Raw genomic sequence first — 18,985 nt, 5'->3', positions numbered from 1 at the left:
GCACCTATTTTTTTGCGCTAAGCTCAATTTGCCCATGCAATTATTTCTATTGGTCACTCAGTTAATTTTGCACGCTAACTGACGTAAAAAAATGCTGCCCACAAAAGTTGGGCAGCCAATACGTTTTGACAACAAAATGATAAAACAGCCACATTATGACACCGGTGTCAGAGTGTGGCAATAAAAAATTAATGATTATGGCGAAATTGGTTGAAAAAATTATTCAAACCATGACAATGACGGAGTCAACTTCATACGAGCAAAAAAATGAAACACAAAGGTAAAGCGACCTCTTTTGATATTGCCCACTACGCTGGAGTATCCCAGTCAACGGTATCTCGAGCCTTAAGAAACAGCCCTTTAGTCAATGAAGAAACTCGACGCAAAGTCCATGAAGTGGCAGCAAAGCTAAATTACAAAGTAGACAAAAATGCCAGTAACCTGCGCACTCAACAAAGCAGCACTTTGGCACTGTTACTATTTGAAGACCCTACAACTGATGAATCAAAGATCAACCCATTTTTCTTAAGTATGCTGGGTAGCATTACGCGAGCATGTGCCAAAGAGGGTTATGACTTACTGGTTTCCTTTCAATCAAGTAGCCAAGATTGGCGCGCAGATTATGAAGACAGTCATCGTGCAGATGGTATCATTTTGCTTGGATATGGTGACTACTTAGATTACCAATCTCGTCTGCAAAAGCTGTTAGAGCAAGATACCAAGTTTGTCTGCTGGGGAGCCAAAGTTGATGGCCGACCAGACTTAACCGTCAGTTGTGATAATTATGGTGGTGGCCAGCTTGCCGCTGCGCATTTAATTGAACACAAACGAACTGATTGCGCGTTTATTGGTGATGCTTCGCATCATTGTCCTGAATTTTTTGCTCGTTACCAAGGTTTCAAAGATACTTTTGAAAAACATAATATTACCCTGAGTGAGCGCAAAATGGCCAATGCGATATCAACGGAAGACTCCGGCTATCATGCAACCAAATCATTAATTGCTAACAACATCAGATTTAACGCCCTATTTGCAGCCAGTGATTTAATTGCGATTGGCGCTATTCGCGCATTACAAGAAGCAAACATTAAAGTACCAAATGATGTTCGAGTGGTGGGTTTTGACAACATACCCGCGGCCAGTTATGTCTCTCCAGCGCTTACAACAATTCAGCAAAATACCACTTTGGCGGGCCAAATGCTGGTCAGCAATCTGCTCAATTTAATACGCGGAGAAAAAGTTGAATCAACCCTGTTACCCCCTAATTTAATTGTCAGAAACACTTAATAGTAATGCCAAGCAAACCAGCTCGAACTATACTGTTTGTTGACATAGAAAAATCCAATACTCACTCATATCGGATTTTTCTTTTATCAATTTAATAGTTACGACAATTCAAGCAGTACCTTAATATGGGTCGTTAGGGAGGTAAAAGTTACTTTGCGTTCCATCTATAGAGATTGCTAACTCACTACCTGAATGTGTATGGCTATACACATTATAATATTGACCAGGCAGCAGTTTCACTCGCGATATATCTTGATATTGAACCGCTTGTCCGCACGCCAATGTTGTGCGCTGAGTTTGTGCGGACTCTCGCAACACATAGACTTCACCATTACCATCCACCACGGAGTGACCATCATGAGTGATAAAAATAGAAGTCGCTTCACTGGCTGCAATATTGAAGTGGTTGCTGCTATGGTGGGCCAAAGACACTGCTGCGCGACCCATTCTATCTCGTTGTGCGAAATGTGTATCAGTCAACGCGTTATCTAGCATTGGAATTGAGATAAAACGACTACTGAAATTTAAAGTTTGATGACAGAAATCCGTAACCACCTCATTGGAAACCGCACCCGATACTCCATCTGGATCGTAAATACTGTTTGCCATTAACGCCATACCAGCAGAAGTGCCACCTACTACACCTCCTTTATCAAAAACATGTTGGACGGCCGACTGCAACTGTGTTCCTTGCCATTGGTTCAAGTAATCTGATTGGTCACCACCTGCAAACCACACAAATTCAGCACTGCGAATAGCCCAATCTACATAGGGATCATTGGCTTTATTAACCGAATCAACAATTAATGTTTCCACAGAGTCTGCATTCATTAACGCCAATAAATAATCATTGTATGCATCAGTACCCGATGTGCGCAGCACCACCACATCTGCACCAGTGCCAACATGAGTGACGACACGTTGACTGAACGCATTATCAACATCAGTACCGCCTCCCATTAACAGCGAAGCACCTTCTCCAGATGTTAGCGTATTACACGTGTCGGTACTGTTACCCACAACATACGCTTTTAGCGCGCCTGGCTTGGAAGGTCTGGGTCCATAATTACAGCTTCCCGTTGGTGGTGTGGGACCGCTATCTTGGTCAAAACTGACATTTAAATCGTACCATCCAGTACCACTGTAACGGGTAAGCTTGATAAAATAAGTGCCTGCTGCACTTGCCTGATAGCTCCCAGCCTCTGGGGTTTGACTTGTCTCTTTGCTGGCTACCGCAGGGCCCGTCTGTTCATACAAAAACCAGTCAAAGTCGTCACCACTGCTATGGTCTAAAGAAATATCAATCGCAACCGGTTGTGTTATGTCGAAGCTAAACCAGTCGACGTCATTGCGCGACAGCTCTCCACTGACCAAGGTATTACTGCAAATGCCTGTATTGGCATTGGCTTCAATATTATTCGACTCAATTTCATTGGTTAAGCATGCATGGCTATTGGCGCTGGCAAGCAACAAAGCTGCTAGTGATACAGATAGAATGTTAGTGTTGTTTTTCATAAGAAATTTACCTGAATTTTAATAGTTATAGTTATCCCTGCCGCAAATACAATTTGGGCATAGGTAGGTGTTAAAATTCAGGTGGGGCTATTCGTCGAACCACTCACTCAAGTGATAGTCAACGGAACATTCATGCAGATCACTAGGGCGTAATACGATTACATTAAACATATACGTCTCCTAAATGATTGTTGATAAAATGAATACATTGCAATTTTGTAAATTGCTCAAAAAATATGGCACGCTCAGCTCAACTATTCAACATTTTATTTTTATAAAGCTTACAGAAATTACATGTCGACGATTTTGGATAGTCGAGAGATAATATTTAACCAGTTGATTATATTGCTTACTTTATAACCTTAAACGAACAAACCTCTGCATTTTTAACAATAATTTTTTGCGCGTTGAGACGTAAGAGCGCTGCTTTTAGGGCTTTAAGCAAGCAATTGTAAAGTTAAATCTTTATTTTTCTATTCTTAACGCTAACACCCTGCAAAGATTAGGGATTAGCATCTATCTGGGTAGTTATCCAATCGATGTATGAAGAAATGCGCAACTGATACGATCTTCCGCCATACAGGCCATGTTTAAAGGCCTTTAAATCTCCTTCAACAAAATCCCAACTAAACATACCAACGAGGTACTGCTTGTCATTATCGGAGTATATTAGTGGGCCGCCACTATCGCCTGAACCGTCAATACCTTCGTATTGCAAGCCCTTCTCAGCTTTATCAAATTGAATCGATAGCCAATTGCCATTAACTCTATCTATGATGTTTTGCATCCGCCGTAGTGTTTTTTGCCTCTTTGTCTCAAATACTGAGCCATTTAGGCCATCGCCAGTTGAGCCTCGACCAAATGCCGTGATAGCTTTGCCTTTCTCATCAGAACCGGTATAGAGTTCAATAGGCTTAACATGCGTAACATCCTTAGTTAACTTAATAAGTGCGATATCACTGGTAGTTTTCATAAAGTCCATCAGAGGTTTTGCGTCGCCTTTAAATAAAGCTTCACTTGGCTTTTTAGCATTCGGGTGAACTACCACTTTTTCAATGGTAAATTGCTCATTCGCAATGGTGATTTGACGCCCGCTATAATCCGCAAAAATAAGATGTGCAACTGTGACAATCCAGTTTGGCTTAAATAAAACACCGTGCCCTTCACCAGGCATATCAATAAGATACTCGGGAGTAGATTGAGCTATATACTGATCTTTTGGTACATCATGTCTTTGCACAATTGGCCAACTAGACCATGACATCATTAACAAAACTATCGGCAATATCTTACTCATACTTTTCCTTAGATGTGACTTAAGCTCCTAGCCTAACCTTTCAATTAATAAAAAGCTTCATATATAACCTCAGCTGCGGACAAGAATTTTGATGGCTCACAATGGAGACGTTGTAACCTTTTCAATATCCAATGATGATATTTCGCTCAATATCAAGGCATTTTCGCGAAATAATAGCGTGCTATTACAAGTGAAAATAACGAAGAGAGTGCGCGAAATAGCTTTATTGGGCAAATTCGCTTATGTGCAGCTGAGGTTATATAGCAAAGTTATCAGGCAAACTGATGCGTAACAATAAAAAATGCGTTTTGGGTAAATGTGCGGGTATGTGAGTGAGTTATAAAAAACAGCAGACGATATCGCCTGCTGTTGAAATTAACGTGCTACTTAAGCTTTTGTTCAACGATTGGATAGTGATCCCAAACTTGTTTATCCGCCAAAGACCTTACCAACTTAACATATTCGGCATGTGTCCAAGCCAGTGGTGTTGCAGAGTTAGTGCCTTCACCAAACTCGTAACCCCTTGGGTTAGCACCCACATTATCCCAAACTTGCTCAGGTAACATCATGCCTTCATTGGCAAATAGCTCCATACCTTTTACATACGTTAGTTTTATTTGCTGCACTTTGTCACTAGATAGCTGATTATTTTGCGCCGCTGATGCGATTTCATAATGACCTCGTTCACCGGTGAAAAACGGCCAAACACGACCGCGCTGACCAGAGGTATTTTCGCCCCCTTGCGCATAGTTGTTACCAGTTACTTCATCTTCACCGTAACCGTCATTACCATAGCGTCTATACCCTGGGTAAGTACCGCTGTGCCCATCAAAAGTGAAGCTATATTTAACTCGTAAGTTATCAATCATGCTTTCATCTTCATACTCTGGCAAGGTGGCCAAAATACTCGGTGCATCTGCTAAGCGCACACCATAACGCACCAATTCTAAAAAGCCGCCGTCAATAATGGCCTTTTTGTTCATCCCTTCACGACCATTGTTACTGTTGATTTTGTCATTGCTATTAGGGTTAGAATCTTGACCAATTCTAAAGAAATATTGCTCATCAGTTACTTTACTTTGAGCTCGCTCTTTTAGTATCCCTTCGTGTGTGAACATCAACGCTTCAACTTGCTTGTCATATTGCTGCGCCACTTCAAGATAACGTGCTGAAGCAGCCATATCTCCACTGCGCTTAGCAATATCGGAGGCTGTCACTAATCCAGCTATGACAGCAGCAGTGGTTGACGGAGAGTAGCCATTTTGCTCTTCCCAACGCTCTTGCTGCGTTGCCGGCGGGGTAACTTGTGTGTCATTCCACAGGATCTTCGCTTTACCACCTTGTACTAAAAAGTCAGCTGCTGGCTTTAGCATTTTAGTGTACCAATGGCTTAATTCTTCATCATCGAGCACTTTTGCTTGATGTAGTTTCCAAGCTAGCATAATTGGCATGGCTGTTTGGTCTAACTGCACGCCAACCCACTCAAGCTCCCCGTCAACGTGCGTTTTTTGTAAAAACCAGCCCGTATCACCATTATTCCCTGGTGTCACGTCTGTAACTTGCACTTTTTCTAAATACTCAAATGCCGTTTTAGCGGTTTGTGTATCCCCCATCGCCATAAAGGCCATGGCCACTTGATAGAAGTCTCTCACCCATACAGCTTTGTAGCCTGTCGACCCTTCGATTGCAGGCACGGTGTCGCCCCATGGGTTAGATAATGACGCGATTAATGCACCCGCATAGCTTTTATCTTCTTGCGCTTTTAAAACCATAGCGCTGGTATATAAAAGCTTACCTTGATCAGCACTATATTGAGTTAAACGAGACATTGGCTTTAATGACGTAAGGTAGTCTTCCCAGCCTATAGCCTCCCCTTTGCCGTTGTAGTTATCAAGGACGGCTTGATACCCTTTAGAGAGTGTTTTGCTTGCTTGTTCAGCACTTCTTTTTTGAGACCTGCCAAAGCTGAGCACCATATCAAACTGCCCACTCCCCCTCACATCCCCCAGCTTACCCAGTAAGCTCACATTGCCAGACTCTTCACCTGTTGATGCATATGTTTGTTTAAGCTGCTGAGTGCTCATAAGGGCAGCGAGATTATCACTTTGTCCGGTAAAACCCACCGACGCTTTTTCAAAACCGCCCGCGGCTTGTAAGGTAAGATAGTTGTCGCCTTCGTAAGCGACTAGACCTTGCTTGGTGACTTTGGCAAAATCATTCACGCCATTGTTGTTAATGTAGGGATTTGCAGATACATACACTTGGATAGGTGTATCTAGGTCAGTCTTTATTTGGCTTCGAACAAATAGGCTTTGCCCATCGGGGTCTGTAAAAATATGTTTTCCAAGCTCAAAGCGCCCTAACTTATCTTTACTTAGCACTTTGTAGGCAAGTGACAGAGGACGACCTTGTGCATCTTTGTACAAGTAGTCAACCGAGATCTCAAAGTCACTTGAATTACTCTCTGCCACGCTAAACGCTTGGCCGTTTGCATCTACACCTGTGATAACCAATTGCATATCTTTTAGCTGAGCTTGATGGATAAGTCCGAACATGGTTTCAGTGATCATGCCTTGCGCTAGCGAAAACCACACTTTTGATACAGTGCCCGTTTGTGCATTATCACTGTATTGACCATCTGCGTATGCTTCGTAAGAAGTACCTATACCCGTTTTACCTGAATAGGCCCAATAAGGTTTATCACCCGGCGCGCCTGGTGCTACGTCTGCAGTGACTTGGCTATTATTTTGTGCACTACCACACCCCACAAGGCTTGCAGCAATAAGTGCTATAGTTAATGTATTGATTTTGTTTTTCATAATAACTTTCCTAAGCTGAGGTCGTGTTTACACGTAAAACCGACACGGCTGCAAAAATAAAAGATACGCCACCAATTACTAGCGCATAGATAGGCTGGTTTTCAAACAGGTGTCTCAAAATTAATCCTAAAATGCTGGCTGCAAGTAACTGAGGGATCACGATGAAAAAGTTAAAGATCCCCATAAACACGCCCATTTTATGACTTGGTAGCGAGTTACTCAGCATCGCATACGGCAGCGACAAAATTGATGCCCAAGCAAACCCGACACCAATCATCGGAAGCCATAGCAATTGCGGCTGTGGAATTAAGATAAAGCTGATTAACGCACCCGCGCCGAGCAGTAAATTCACGCAATGAGCTTTAGCCAGCCCAATGCGTTTAACCATAAGTGGGATAATAATGGCCGCCAATGCTGCAAAGCCATTATATGCAGCAAACAACACACCGACCCAATCAGCACCATCATTATAGGCTTTGCTGGTGACATCTGAGCTACCGTAGTGAAAGCTAGTAACCGCAGAGGTGGTATAAATCCACATAGCAAACAATGCAAACCAGCTAAAAAACTGCACAACTGCAAGCTGTCTCATCGTCGTCGGCATGCTAAACACATCATAAATCACTTGATAGAAACCACCGCTAACACGTTGCTGGTTTTGTAAAAAGCCAGCAAGAAGCTGTACAACCGCAAAGCTAAGTAATAAAGCAGATAATAAATACAGCTCCTTTTCTAGCTCTAAGACAAATACACTCGCCAGCAGTCCACCACCTAGTACCAAAAATATCAGTGCCCCTTTGGCAAAATTAATGGTTTTTAAGGGCTTTTGTGCTTCGTCCTTACTGTCAACATGGCCGTCAAATTTTGCAAGTTGCTCTGGACTATATTCTTTAGTTTTGACAATGGTCCACATCACCGCTAAAAACAAAATCGCACCACCGAAATAAAAGGCATATTTTACAGATTCTGGAATTTGCCCATTCTCAGCGGTGTTACTAACCCCAAACCAATTGGTCATCATCCAAGGCAACGCTGAGGCTACAATGGCGCCTACACCGATAAAAAAGCTCTGCATTGAATAACCTGTCGCACGTTGCTTTTCATTTAGGTTATCCCCCACTAATGCTCTAAACGGCTCCATAGTCACGTTAATTGAGGCATCCATAATCCATAACACACCCGCTGCTATCCAAAGAGTTGGCGAGTTTGGCATGATGAACAGCGCTAAGGTGGTCAAAATAGCGCCATACAAAAAGAACGGCCTACGACGTCCCAAGCGACCCCACGTTTTATCACTCCAATAACCAATAATTGGCTGAACAATTAAATCCGTTAAGGGGGCGGCTACCCAAAGAATGGGAATATCATCAACCGATGCACCTAGGGTTTGAAAAATGCGGCTCACGTTACCGTTTTGTAGTGCAAAGCCAAATTGAATACCTAAAAAGCCAAAACACATATTCCATATTTGCCAAAAGCTCAGGTTTGGTTTTTGTTGCATGGCTAATCCTCTAGTAAATAAACCGCACTGGCACGTGGGGCTAAAGTAATCTTAATTTGGTTATCCTTTACGCGCACGCTGGCATGATGCTCTAACATGTCTTTGGCAAGATAACGTGTGTTTTGCCACTCAGTTGGCAGGTGCAAGGTGATAGTGTGTGACTCTTTTGCATCAAAATTACTCACTACAACTAGCTTTTGATTGGAAAAGGCTCGTGCAAATGCCATTACCCGCTGTTGCGCTATCGTATTTTGGGCATCCACCTCAACAGAATGTAAGTCACCTGCAACAACAGCAGGTAATGTGCTTAACGACATCAGCTTAACGTAATAGGCGCGTAAGCCTCGTTGCTGCTCACTAAGCTTGCCACCATCAAACTTACCATTGTTCATCCACGCTTGATGAGCCGGCACGCCAATATAGTCAAAGATACTGGTTCTACTTGGTTTACCAAACCCTGCATCTTCAGAGCCGTCTTCACCCACAGTTTGACCAAAATACAACATACTCGGCGACTTGCTGATCAAGTGAGATACCACCATGGCAGGTTTACCCATTTGAGCATCGCCTGCAAATTCATCGCTGGCAATTCGTTGTTCATCATGGTTTTCTAAAAAGTGCAGCATGTGCTTGGCGATATCTTGTACTTTGTACTGTTGTTCAAGTACGTCTTTGGCGCTACCCGTTTGCTGCATTAGTGCTTTTAAACTATCGTAAAAGCCAACTTTATCGTACAGATAATCCATTTTGCCTTTATGGATATAATCACGATAAAGCGTGGGGTTGTATACTTCTGCCAACAAAAATGCATCTGGGTTTTGCATCTTTATTGACGAATTTAAAAAGCTCCAAAACTCCACAGGCACCATCTCTGCCATATCGTAGCGAAATCCATCAACACCACGGTTAAGCCAGTAATGGGTAATATCTCTAAACTTGTACCAGCTATCGGGTAAATCATGCTGCTGCCAAAATGCATAGTGCTCAGCAATGGATTTTTTATCAAAGCCGACAGGTAGTCGAGGGAAATCATAACTGCCATCAGGTTTTACGCCATAATTTACTTTGACGGTTTCATACCAATCATTGATATCTGGCTGGGCAGCTCTTGAGCCGTTTCCGGTCCATTTCGCAGGGGACTCGGCAAACTGCCCATCACTTTGTGGATGAGCCTGACCGCCCAGAGGCTGATAATCGTCACTTTGTGGTACTTGGAAATCCTCTCCAACAACATAGTAAAAGTTGTTGTCTCTGGCGTAAGCTTTTGTTGTATCGTCGTGAGCGCCAAAATCAACCACCCCATCAGGTGCCGATGATGACTGATAGTTTCTTGCAACATGATTGGGCACTATATCGATAACCACTTTCATTCCTGCTTGATGAGTGCGCGCTATTAAAGCGTCAAACTCAGCAAGTCTTTGACTGGGGTCAACCGCCAAGTCAGGGTTAACGTTATAGTAGTCTTTTACTGCATAAGGTGAACCCGCGCGACCTTTCACCACATCAGGGTCATCGCTAGCAATACCAAACTTACTATATTCAGTCACCAGTGCGTGGTGTAACACGCCCGTATACCAGATATGCGTGGTCCCTAATGCTTTTATTTCTTGGAGTGCTTTTGGTGTAAAGTCAGCAAACTTACCTACCCCGTTTTGCTCAAGCGTTCCCCACGGCACATTGGCCGTTTCTTTGTTGCCAAATAGTCGAGTAAATACTTGGTAAACAACAGGCTTACTTATTTTCACCCCAGTTGTTGAGATGTCAGTCTCCGTGTTAGACACACTCTGTTCACTGGGCTGTGAGCAACTCATTAGCGCGGTTGCACATAGTAGGCCTATTATTGAGCGTTTATAGCGGCTCAGTGCGACGTTTGATTTATTATTTATCATTAAACTTGTAGTCACTTGTTGTTGTCATAATGTGGCTTATGGCAGTCTACCTTGGCTTATCCCACAGGTTGAACCGCCTGCATACGTATTCACCGCTTTGATTCATACTCTAGTCATGCTTTAGCACTAGCAATCTCGCACCCATTTTAGGTATTTCGACAGTTTGAGATACGTCGACCACCTCATTTGTCAAAACGTCTACCGCCGTTGTCGCATCAGCCAATGTCTCTTTATAGCGATTCATATCTACCTTCATTGCCTGTTGGTTCTTGTTTAACAGCACTAAAATATGCTGCGTTGCAGTGCTGCGCACATAGCTATAAATACCTGAATACGGAGCAAAGTGTGTTAACGCCCCTTGGCTCAACGCAGGGTAAGCTTGACGTAGATGTGTCAGTTTTCGTACGTGGTTTTGCATCAGGCGCTGCGACTTGCTCAATCCCCTCGCGGTGGTAGCATCTTGCGCTTGGCCTTTAAAACCACCGGGAAAATCAATGCGAATATCGCCATGATCATTGGATGGTGTGTTGTCTAAAAGCACCTCTGTACCATAGTAAATTTGTGGAATACCGCGAGTGGTGAGCAATAACGTCATCGCCAATTGGGTTTTATCTAACGATTGCTGGAGTTCAGTGAACACTCGGCTCATATCGTGGTTATCCAAAAATATCAGCAAGTTATTTGTATCAGCGTACAAAAAATCGTTGGCTATCGACTGATACACTCTTATCCACCCTGTGTTCCAACTTTCTTCTTCGTTGAGTGCTTTGACAAGGGCTTCTTGCAGTGAAAAATCCATCACGCTGGGCAAGCTTGAGCGATAACCATCTTGATTGACTTTGCCACGCTGCCAGTATGACGTAATTGCAGGGTTGCTACTCCACTCTTCCCCAACGATGTTAAAGTTAGGGTATTCAGCCATAATTCGCTGCGTCCAGTTTGCTAAAAATGCCTTGTCTGAATAAGAGTAAGTATCTACCCTAATGCCACTGAGGTTGGCATATTCAATCCACCAAATCGCATTTTGGATAAGGTAGGTAGCAAGCAAAGGTTGGCGTTGATTTAAATCGGGCATAGTCGGAACAAACCAGCCATCATTGAACTGCTTTTTATCAAACTCACTGGCGTGCGGGTCTTGAATGGTTTGTCTTGCATGGCTGGTACCGCTAAATTGACCCTCAAAGTTTAGCCAATCTCGCGTCGGCTTATCAGCAACCCACCAATGATTTAAACCACTGTGATTGAGCACCATATCCATTATGATCCCGATGCCTCTTTTTGCAGCCTCTCGAGTCAACTGTGGATATTCTTCGTTACTTCCCATGCGCGGGTCTACTTTATAAAAATCCGTGAGCGCATAACCATGATAAGAATAGTCCGCCATATTGTTTTCACGCACTGGCGTCAACCAAAGTTGTGTATACCCCATATCTTTAAAGTAATCTAGGTGCGCTATGATGCCTGCAAGATCACCGCCATGGCGTCCGCCGCGATAAGTAGGGTTGGCTTTTTCTAACATACCTTCAACGCTGTCGTTCTGAGCGTTACCATTGGCAAATCTATCTGGGTTTATTAAGTAAATAACATCTTTGCTTGAAAATCCTTGACGCTGCGCACTGCCCGTTTGACGTGCTAACAAAGGATAGCTGATTTGTTCTTGCTCACCGTGAGTATTAACTTCAAAAAATAACTCTCCGGCTTTTGCATCAGGCTCAATGCGCACATTGATAAATGCATAGTTAGGGCTGTCGCCATACTGAACACTGCTAATACTCACGCCCTTGTAGGGTTTTAAACTGATATCTGCGCCGACAATATTGGACTTGCGCACCATAATCTGTACTTCTGGGTGCTTCATGCCAACCCACCAGTTTTTAGGTTCCAGCTGATATGCTTTGGCAGCGCTAATAAAGCCAAAAAAACTCATAATGATGACTAAAGATATCCGCATTTAGTACTTCACTCCATTGTTATAGTTGAGCTAAAAACTGCTCATGGCTTGGCATTCGCTCTACACTTTGCTGAATAAGCGTGTTAAGACTCGTCAGTAGCTCAGCTCTTTGTTGTTCGCTCAGTGCATGCACAAGAGGGTGTAGTTGCTTTGGTCTTAGCCCCTGACCAATAAACACTTGCTGCCAAGCAACCTCTGCAAACAATTCATCATCTTCTCTTAACAGCTTACCTGTTCGCTCAAAAAGGCTTATTTTATTGGCAAGGCTTTGTGGTATTTCCATATTTTGGCACTGACGCCAAAAGTCCGAATCGTCTCGTTGATTCAACTTGTAATGCAAAATAATAAAGTCGCGGATCCGTTCAAATTCAATCTTAGACTGCTGGTTATAGAGCGCGACTTGAGTCGGTTCTATACCTTGATAAGGAAACAACTTAACCAGTCGCACTATGGCCGTTTGGATTAGGTGAATACTGGTTGACTCCAGAGGCTCTAAAAAACCGCTCGATAAGCCGATAGAAACCACATTTTTGTGCCATTGCTTGAGTCTGCGCCCAGTTCTAAAGCGGATAAGTTTTGGCTCTGCCAATGGCTTTGCAGGTAAGCTATTCAGTAGCAATTGCTTGGCTTGTTCATCAGACAAGTGCTTGCTTGCATACACCAAACCATTTCCAATACGGTGTTGCAATGGAATTTGCCACTGCCAACCACAACTATGAGCAATTGAGCGAGTATACGGTGCACGTTGTTCATCACAGTGCTCACTGGGCACTGCCAACGCGCTGTCACACGGCAGCCAATGAGACCAATCTTCAAATCCTGTGTTAAGCGCTTTATCAATAAGTAACCCGTGCATGCCGGTACAATCGATAAATAAGTCGCCCTGCACTTGTTGACCGCTGTCTAATTCTAGCGAAACAACATTACCTGATATTTTATCTTTATGAACGTTTTTAACCGTGCCCGTTATGTGCTTAGCACCCATACTTTTGGCATGCTCGGCCAAAAACTGGGCATATAAGCCCGCATCAAAATGATACGCATAAGAAATACCCGGTAGCTTGGTGCCTGGAATGGCATTGAGTTTTGCGAATTTGTGGTGTTTTGCAGCTTGATAGTTTAATGAAAAATCCCAGAAGTCTGACTTATTCCCTTGCTGTTTTGCATGTAACCAATGGTTATGAAACTCACAAAATGGAAAGTCTTTACCTATCGCACCAAAAGCATGCATATAACAGCTAGTTTGCGTGCCCCATCCTTCAAACTGTATGCCCAGCTTGATGGTTGCTTTGGTGGCTTTTATAAATGCCGCTTCATCAATTCCCATCGCGCTATTAAAATGTTGTAGAGGTGGAATAGTGGCTTCACCAACACCAACTGTGCCGATATCGACTGACTCAAGTACCGTAATATTAAGGAGCTTACCCATCATTTTGGCTAGAAACGACGCACTTAACCAACCAGCTGTGCCCCCTCCAACAATGACAACATTCTTTATTTGCTCAGCAGACATAATAAAAGCCTCACCATAGTGTGATACAAAAAAGCCCTTGTTTTTAACGACAAGGGCTTTAACTCAATCGCGTGTCAGCGATTAAAACTTATAGCTTAATCCTAGCATGTAGGTGCGACCATAATCTTGGTAGTCACGAACTTGTAATGCGTTATCACCCGATAAGGCAGTGAACGGCTCTTCGGTAATATTTTGCACTTGCAAAGATACTGATAGCCCCTCTAGCTCTTTGAAGCCACCTTCACCGAAGTCATAGCCTAACTGAGCATCCCAGATTGTTTCACCTAAGATATCTACTTGCACGCCTGTAAAACCAACGCCATTAACTTCACCTTTAAAGTCACTACGCTTACGCATACTGGTACGCGCTTGGAAGCCGTAGTTTTCATAATAAACGGTTAGGCTTTGAATTTTTTCCGATAAACCAGGAAGCTTATATTCATTACCATATTGATCTTTTACATCTTGTTCTACGCCAGTATGGCTGGCTATCACACCAAAACCTTCTAGACTTTCATGGAACAAATTAAATGGCAAGGTAACTGCAAGCTCGTAACCCCAAAGATCACCTCCGCCGCCATTTTCTTTGTACTTACGTGTCGCAATTGGATTTGCAGGAACTTCACCTGTTGCAGGGTTAACAACACCTGTTAGGTCTTGCTCAACAGAGCCATCAAAGATCCACTCATTTAAGTCTTTATAAAATGCAGCCACAGAGAAGTAGCCTTCAGCACTAAAATAGTTCTCATAGGTCAGGTCAATGCCTGTTGCCTCTTTTGGTGCTAAGTGTGGATTTCCGCCCTTTATTTCCCAGTTGTTACCATTATCATCTTGTTGATTGTTATAGTTTCGAGCCAAAGACGAATTCATTTCATCCATGCGTGGGCGAGAAATCGTTTTCGCTGCACCAAAACGTACAGTTTGAGTCTCGTCAATTGCTAGCGATAAATTTAAGCTAGGCAGAACATGTGAATAATCATTCTCAACCAAGCTTGATGTAAGCACCAATTGGCCATTAGCACCATTGTCAGCAACTACACCTTCGGTACTAATCTCCGTTCTAACATAACGAACCCCCACATTGCCGGTTAAAGGTAAACCAGCTAGCTCAGCATTAATATTTGCTTGTACAAACGCAGCCGTCACTTGTTCTTCAACTTTCCACGATTTTGTTGCGTGATCTGGTTTTGTTAAGCTCTCTGCCAACATACTAAACTGACCATCTGCAACCATTGCTTTTGAGTCATACGCGATCATATCGCCCATGCCAATAAAATCTAAGCTTGCAGTGCCAAGTCGATATTGCTCAGGCACAACCATCAAACCAGCATTATCTGGGTAAGAAAAATCACTTAATGTTAGGAAGTAACCTTCTGAGACCTTATTTTTCTCACGCTTGCGATAAGAAATACCACCTTCAACACTTGAGATAAACTCATTATCTAGTACTTGCTTGGCAGCAAGTTTCAATGTGTTAAGCTCATCTTCAACTGTAGGCGTATTTAAAAAGCCATCTTGTAATTGGTTTTCATACGGGTGAGGTACGTATTCACCATCGGCATTGTCTTCACCTACCACACCATATTTTTCATTCAATGCAGCACTCCCCCCCCAAGAAAGAGGACCACCCAGTTTAATTAAATCATAATCGCTATAATCCAACTGGTGTGAAAATTGAGCCCCGGTGTTTCCGCCATTTAGCGCGTAACCAATCGTATCTGCAATACCGCGATCGTTTCCACGCCCTGTACCTGAGTAGCTCTCAAGGCTCCACACTTTTTTGTCTACGCTTGAGTGGCTCACATCAAGCTCAAGTGTTAGTGAATCATCTACATTATATTTAGTGTTAAAGCCAAATGCACTAAGCTCTGCTGAACGCTCTTCGTAATCATTACGTACAACAACACGCTGGCCTTCAGTGATTGCACTGGTGATAAAACCAGTTGCTGCGTCGACAGTTGCATTTTCTGGTGCAATTGAACCCTGACCCCACGCAAATGGTATTTCAATACCTCGTAATATCTTCTTATCTTTAAAGTCAACATAGAGCGCATCAAACACCATTGAAAGGTCGTCACTCGGTGCCGCTTCTAACACAAACATCACTGAGTCACGCTCAAGTGTTGATGAGCGTACAAAAGGCTTAGCACCACCTAAAATTGAGTATTGCTTACCACCTGCTTCAAACTCAGGGTAACCCCAAGCATTCCAGCGTTTTTCTTGGTTCGGCGAGGTCATGGTTGTCAGCGCTAATGCAACACCAATTGTGTCATCATTAAACTTATCAACATAAGAGAAAGTGCCACGTAATCCAGCATCGTCACCATCTGGATTTAACTTATCAAAGCTGGTTTTCTCATACATAGTATTAAGCTGTACGATACGTTCATCGGTACTTAACGGTTTGATTGTTTGCATATCAATCACGCCCGCTATACCTTCTGCTTCAAGGTTGGCGCTCGGTGTTTTATAAACGGTAACACCGCTCATGATTTCTGACGGATATAAGTCAAACTCTACACCACGGTTATCAGAAATAGACACTTGCTCACGACCATTAAATGTCGTTGCACTTTCATCTTCACTGAAACCACGCACACTTACTTTACTTGCGCGACCATCTAAGCGCTGTGCCGCAAGACCTGGTAAACGCGCGATTGACTCAGCAATTGAAGAGTCAGGTAATTTACCTATGTCTTCGGCAGAAATTGACTCCACAACTTCAGAAGAGAAACGTTTAGTGTTGATAGACTCAACAACACTGGCACGAAAGCCTTTCACTTCTATTACTTCTACTTTTTTATCTGCTTCGTTTTTAGCTGTTTCTTCAGCTGCATAAGCTGTGTGTGATACAACTCCCGCACCAATCAGTGCAAGCGTTAACATACTTGGTTTGAACATAGACATAGTGTTTTATCCCAATTACCCAATTTATTACTGGTCACCTTATTATTGGCCGCTTTGTTTATATAAAAAGCTATGAGTGCCCAGCTACTTTTGTTGTCAGGATGCATATTAGCCCTCAGCCAATTTTATAAACAACTTTATGCATACGTATTCAAACTATAGTCAACAGATTTATTTTTACATTTGCTTCACAATAAAAATTCCAAATAGTTGATTATTAAACAATTTTAATAGAAGCAATTTTACCTACCTTGTCACAAATATATAGCGACTCTTTGCTTTTCGCTTAACTTAGTTTCTTATTTTTGTCATAGATGATCGCTATAGTCTCCTGCAAATCAATGCCTCCCTTAAACAACAGTTAAATTGGTCTTACCAAATATGCAGTTGAAATATCTTAAAATACAACCCTTATAAAGACATTGCTTTTCAACGAATATAAATTGGTAAACTTTTATTACACATGAATTTATCGCTCTCGTTTTAACTTTTGAATGACTCCAATTCAGGTATTTAAGCTGCATACGTATGCAACTTTTTTACAGTATTTAGGGGATAACGTATGCTTTTGCCCAATATTGCCCCGCACCTACTTTGCATAACAGCTTAAATGGTCGTGGTACTGAGCAAAGATTTGGAGAATATACATGGCTCAACAGCAGTGGTGGAAAGGTGCAGTGATCTATCAGATCTACCCACGCAGCTTTCAAGATACAAATGGTGATGGCATTGGTGATCTGCCGGGGATCATAAATCGATTAGATTACATCAAGTCATTAGGCGTTGATGCTATTTGGATCTCGCCGTTTTTTAAATCTCCTATGAAAGATTTTGGTTACGATATTAGCGATTACCGAGATATCGACCCAATGTTTGGCAATTTAGACGATTTTGATGCTTTAATAGAACAAGCACATCAACGTGATATTAAGATCATTATTGACCAAGTTTTAAGCCACACATCAAACCAACATCAGTGGTTTGTTGAAAGTCGTGAAAGCTGTGATAACAACAAAGCTGACTGGTATGTCTGGGCTGATGCAAAGCCCGACGGCAGTGCACCAAATAACTGGTTATCTATTTTTGGTGGAACGGCTTGGCAGTGGGAACCAAGACGCTGCCAATATTATTTACATAACTTTTTAACCGAACAACCTGATTTAAACTTTCACAATCCAGACGTACGTAAAGCGGTGTTGGATAACGTTGAGTTTTGGCTTCAAAAAGGCGTTGATGGTTTTCGCTTAGATGCAATTAACTTTTGCTATCACGATGCGCAACTTCGCGACAACCCTGCAAAACCAAAAGAGCTGCGCCAAGGTCGTGGGTTTAGTGAAGACAACCCTTATGCTTTTCAATATCACTATTACAACAACACGCAACCTGAAAACCTTGCATTTATGCAGGAGATCCGCGCACTGCTAGACCGTTACCCCGGTACAGTCAGTTTAGGTGAAATCTCATCGGAAGACTCACTTAAAACCATGGCTGAATACACAGCCGATGGCAATAAACTGCATATGGGATATAGCTTTGAGCTTTTAACGAAGGATTACAGCGCACAGTATATTCGTCAGACAGTCAGCACATTAGAGTCCGTTATGACCGAAGGCTGGCCTTGCTGGGCATTTAGTAACCATGACGTAGAGCGTGTGGCGAGCCGCTGGAGCAAAGATGGTAAAACGGTTAATGACCAACAAGCAAAAATGCTCACCGCATTACTGGGTTCTTTGCGAGGTAGCGTTTGTATGTACCAAGGGGAGGAGCTTGGTTTAGGAGAAGCAAGTGTTGCTTTTGAAGACTTGCAAGACCCTTACGGTATTACCTTCTGGCCAAACTTCAAAGGCCGTGACGGTTGTCGTACACCTATGCCTTGGGAGCAGCAGCTTGATAACTCAGGCTTTAGTTCAGGCAAACCTTGGTTACCGGTATATACTGAACATCAATCACGTGCTGTGAACTCTCAGCTTCAACAAGATGACTCTGTACTTAAGTATTTCCAAGAATTTATGGCGTGGAGAAAACAAATCCCAGAACTACTGTATGGGGATATAGAGTTTCTCGAAACGGCCGAACCAGTCTTGGCATTTTACAGAAAGCATCAAGGTAAAACGCTACTGTGTGTATTTAACTTGGCGCAAACACCGGCAGAACTGCCTATAGAATTAGCGCAAGCAACCACATGTGAATTGCGTCATAACACCGCACACTACCATGAAGGACAGCTTAGCTTGCCAAGTTACGCCTGCTATTTTGCCTACCTATAATTTTTAAATTATCCGCATATTATTATAAAGCCCCTTCTC

The 18,985-nt window shown here is 42.8% G+C and carries 10 protein-coding genes; 2 read left to right on the top strand and 8 right to left on the bottom strand.

Features of this window, described 5'->3' with window-relative positions; all coding sequences use genetic code 11:
• Nucleotides 1-267: 267 nt before the first annotated feature.
• Nucleotides 268-1,287, top strand: a complete 1,020-nt coding sequence (locus tag HG263_RS10420; RefSeq protein WP_171626011.1) for a LacI family DNA-binding transcriptional regulator — start codon at nucleotides 268-270, stop codon at nucleotides 1,285-1,287.
• 120 nt (nucleotides 1,288-1,407) lie between these two features.
• Here HG263_RS10420 and HG263_RS10415 read toward each other — a convergent pair whose 3' ends face one another.
• The 8 genes from HG263_RS10415 to HG263_RS10380 form a co-directional block, all read right to left on the bottom strand.
• A complete protein-coding gene (locus HG263_RS10415) occupies nucleotides 1,408-2,802 on the bottom strand; it encodes a pre-peptidase C-terminal domain-containing protein (protein ID WP_171626010.1) in 1,395 nt (464 codons plus the stop codon).
• 502 nt (nucleotides 2,803-3,304) lie between these two features.
• Nucleotides 3,305-4,099, bottom strand: a complete 795-nt coding sequence (locus tag HG263_RS10410) for a trypsin-like serine protease (RefSeq protein WP_171626009.1) — start codon at nucleotides 4,097-4,099, stop codon at nucleotides 3,305-3,307.
• A 383-nt stretch (nucleotides 4,100-4,482) separates the two neighbouring features.
• A complete protein-coding gene (locus tag HG263_RS10405) occupies nucleotides 4,483-6,918 on the bottom strand; it encodes a glycoside hydrolase family 15 protein (protein WP_171626008.1) in 2,436 nt (811 codons plus the stop codon).
• Nucleotides 6,919-6,928: 10 nt separating this feature from the next.
• The gene (locus HG263_RS10400) at nucleotides 6,929-8,419 is read right to left on the bottom strand and encodes an MFS transporter (RefSeq protein WP_171626007.1); all 1,491 of its coding nucleotides are present in this window, start codon (nucleotides 8,417-8,419) and stop codon (nucleotides 6,929-6,931) included.
• A gap of 2 nt (nucleotides 8,420-8,421) precedes the next feature.
• Nucleotides 8,422-10,308, bottom strand: a complete 1,887-nt coding sequence (locus HG263_RS10395; RefSeq protein WP_171626006.1) for an alpha-amylase family glycosyl hydrolase — start codon at nucleotides 10,306-10,308, stop codon at nucleotides 8,422-8,424.
• Between the two features lie 109 nt (nucleotides 10,309-10,417).
• A complete protein-coding gene (locus HG263_RS10390; protein WP_171626005.1) occupies nucleotides 10,418-12,259 on the bottom strand; it encodes a glycoside hydrolase family 13 protein in 1,842 nt (613 codons plus the stop codon).
• Nucleotides 12,260-12,278: 19 nt separating this feature from the next.
• Nucleotides 12,279-13,772 carry a tryptophan halogenase family protein gene (locus HG263_RS10385; protein ID WP_171626004.1) on the bottom strand — a complete coding sequence of 498 codons (1,494 nt, stop codon included), beginning with the start codon at nucleotides 13,770-13,772 and terminating at the stop codon, nucleotides 12,279-12,281.
• Between the two features lie 81 nt (nucleotides 13,773-13,853).
• Nucleotides 13,854-16,679: a TonB-dependent receptor gene (locus tag HG263_RS10380; RefSeq protein WP_171626003.1), complete on the bottom strand. Its 2,826-nt coding sequence runs from the start codon at nucleotides 16,677-16,679 to the stop codon at nucleotides 13,854-13,856.
• A 647-nt stretch (nucleotides 16,680-17,326) separates the two neighbouring features.
• Between HG263_RS10380 and HG263_RS10375 the strand changes: the two genes are divergently transcribed.
• Complete coding sequence (locus tag HG263_RS10375; RefSeq protein ID WP_171626002.1) at nucleotides 17,327-18,946, top strand: alpha-glucosidase family protein; 1,620 nt, start codon at nucleotides 17,327-17,329, stop codon at nucleotides 18,944-18,946.
• Nucleotides 18,947-18,985: the final 39 nt, after the last annotated feature.

Origin of the sequence: Pseudoalteromonas caenipelagi, assembly GCF_013140855.1 — a bacterium.
Lineage (GTDB): Bacteria > Pseudomonadota > Gammaproteobacteria > Enterobacterales > Alteromonadaceae > Pseudoalteromonas > Pseudoalteromonas caenipelagi.
Note: the sequence above shows the minus strand (reverse complement) of the source record. Positions and strands in the feature narration are given on the sequence as shown.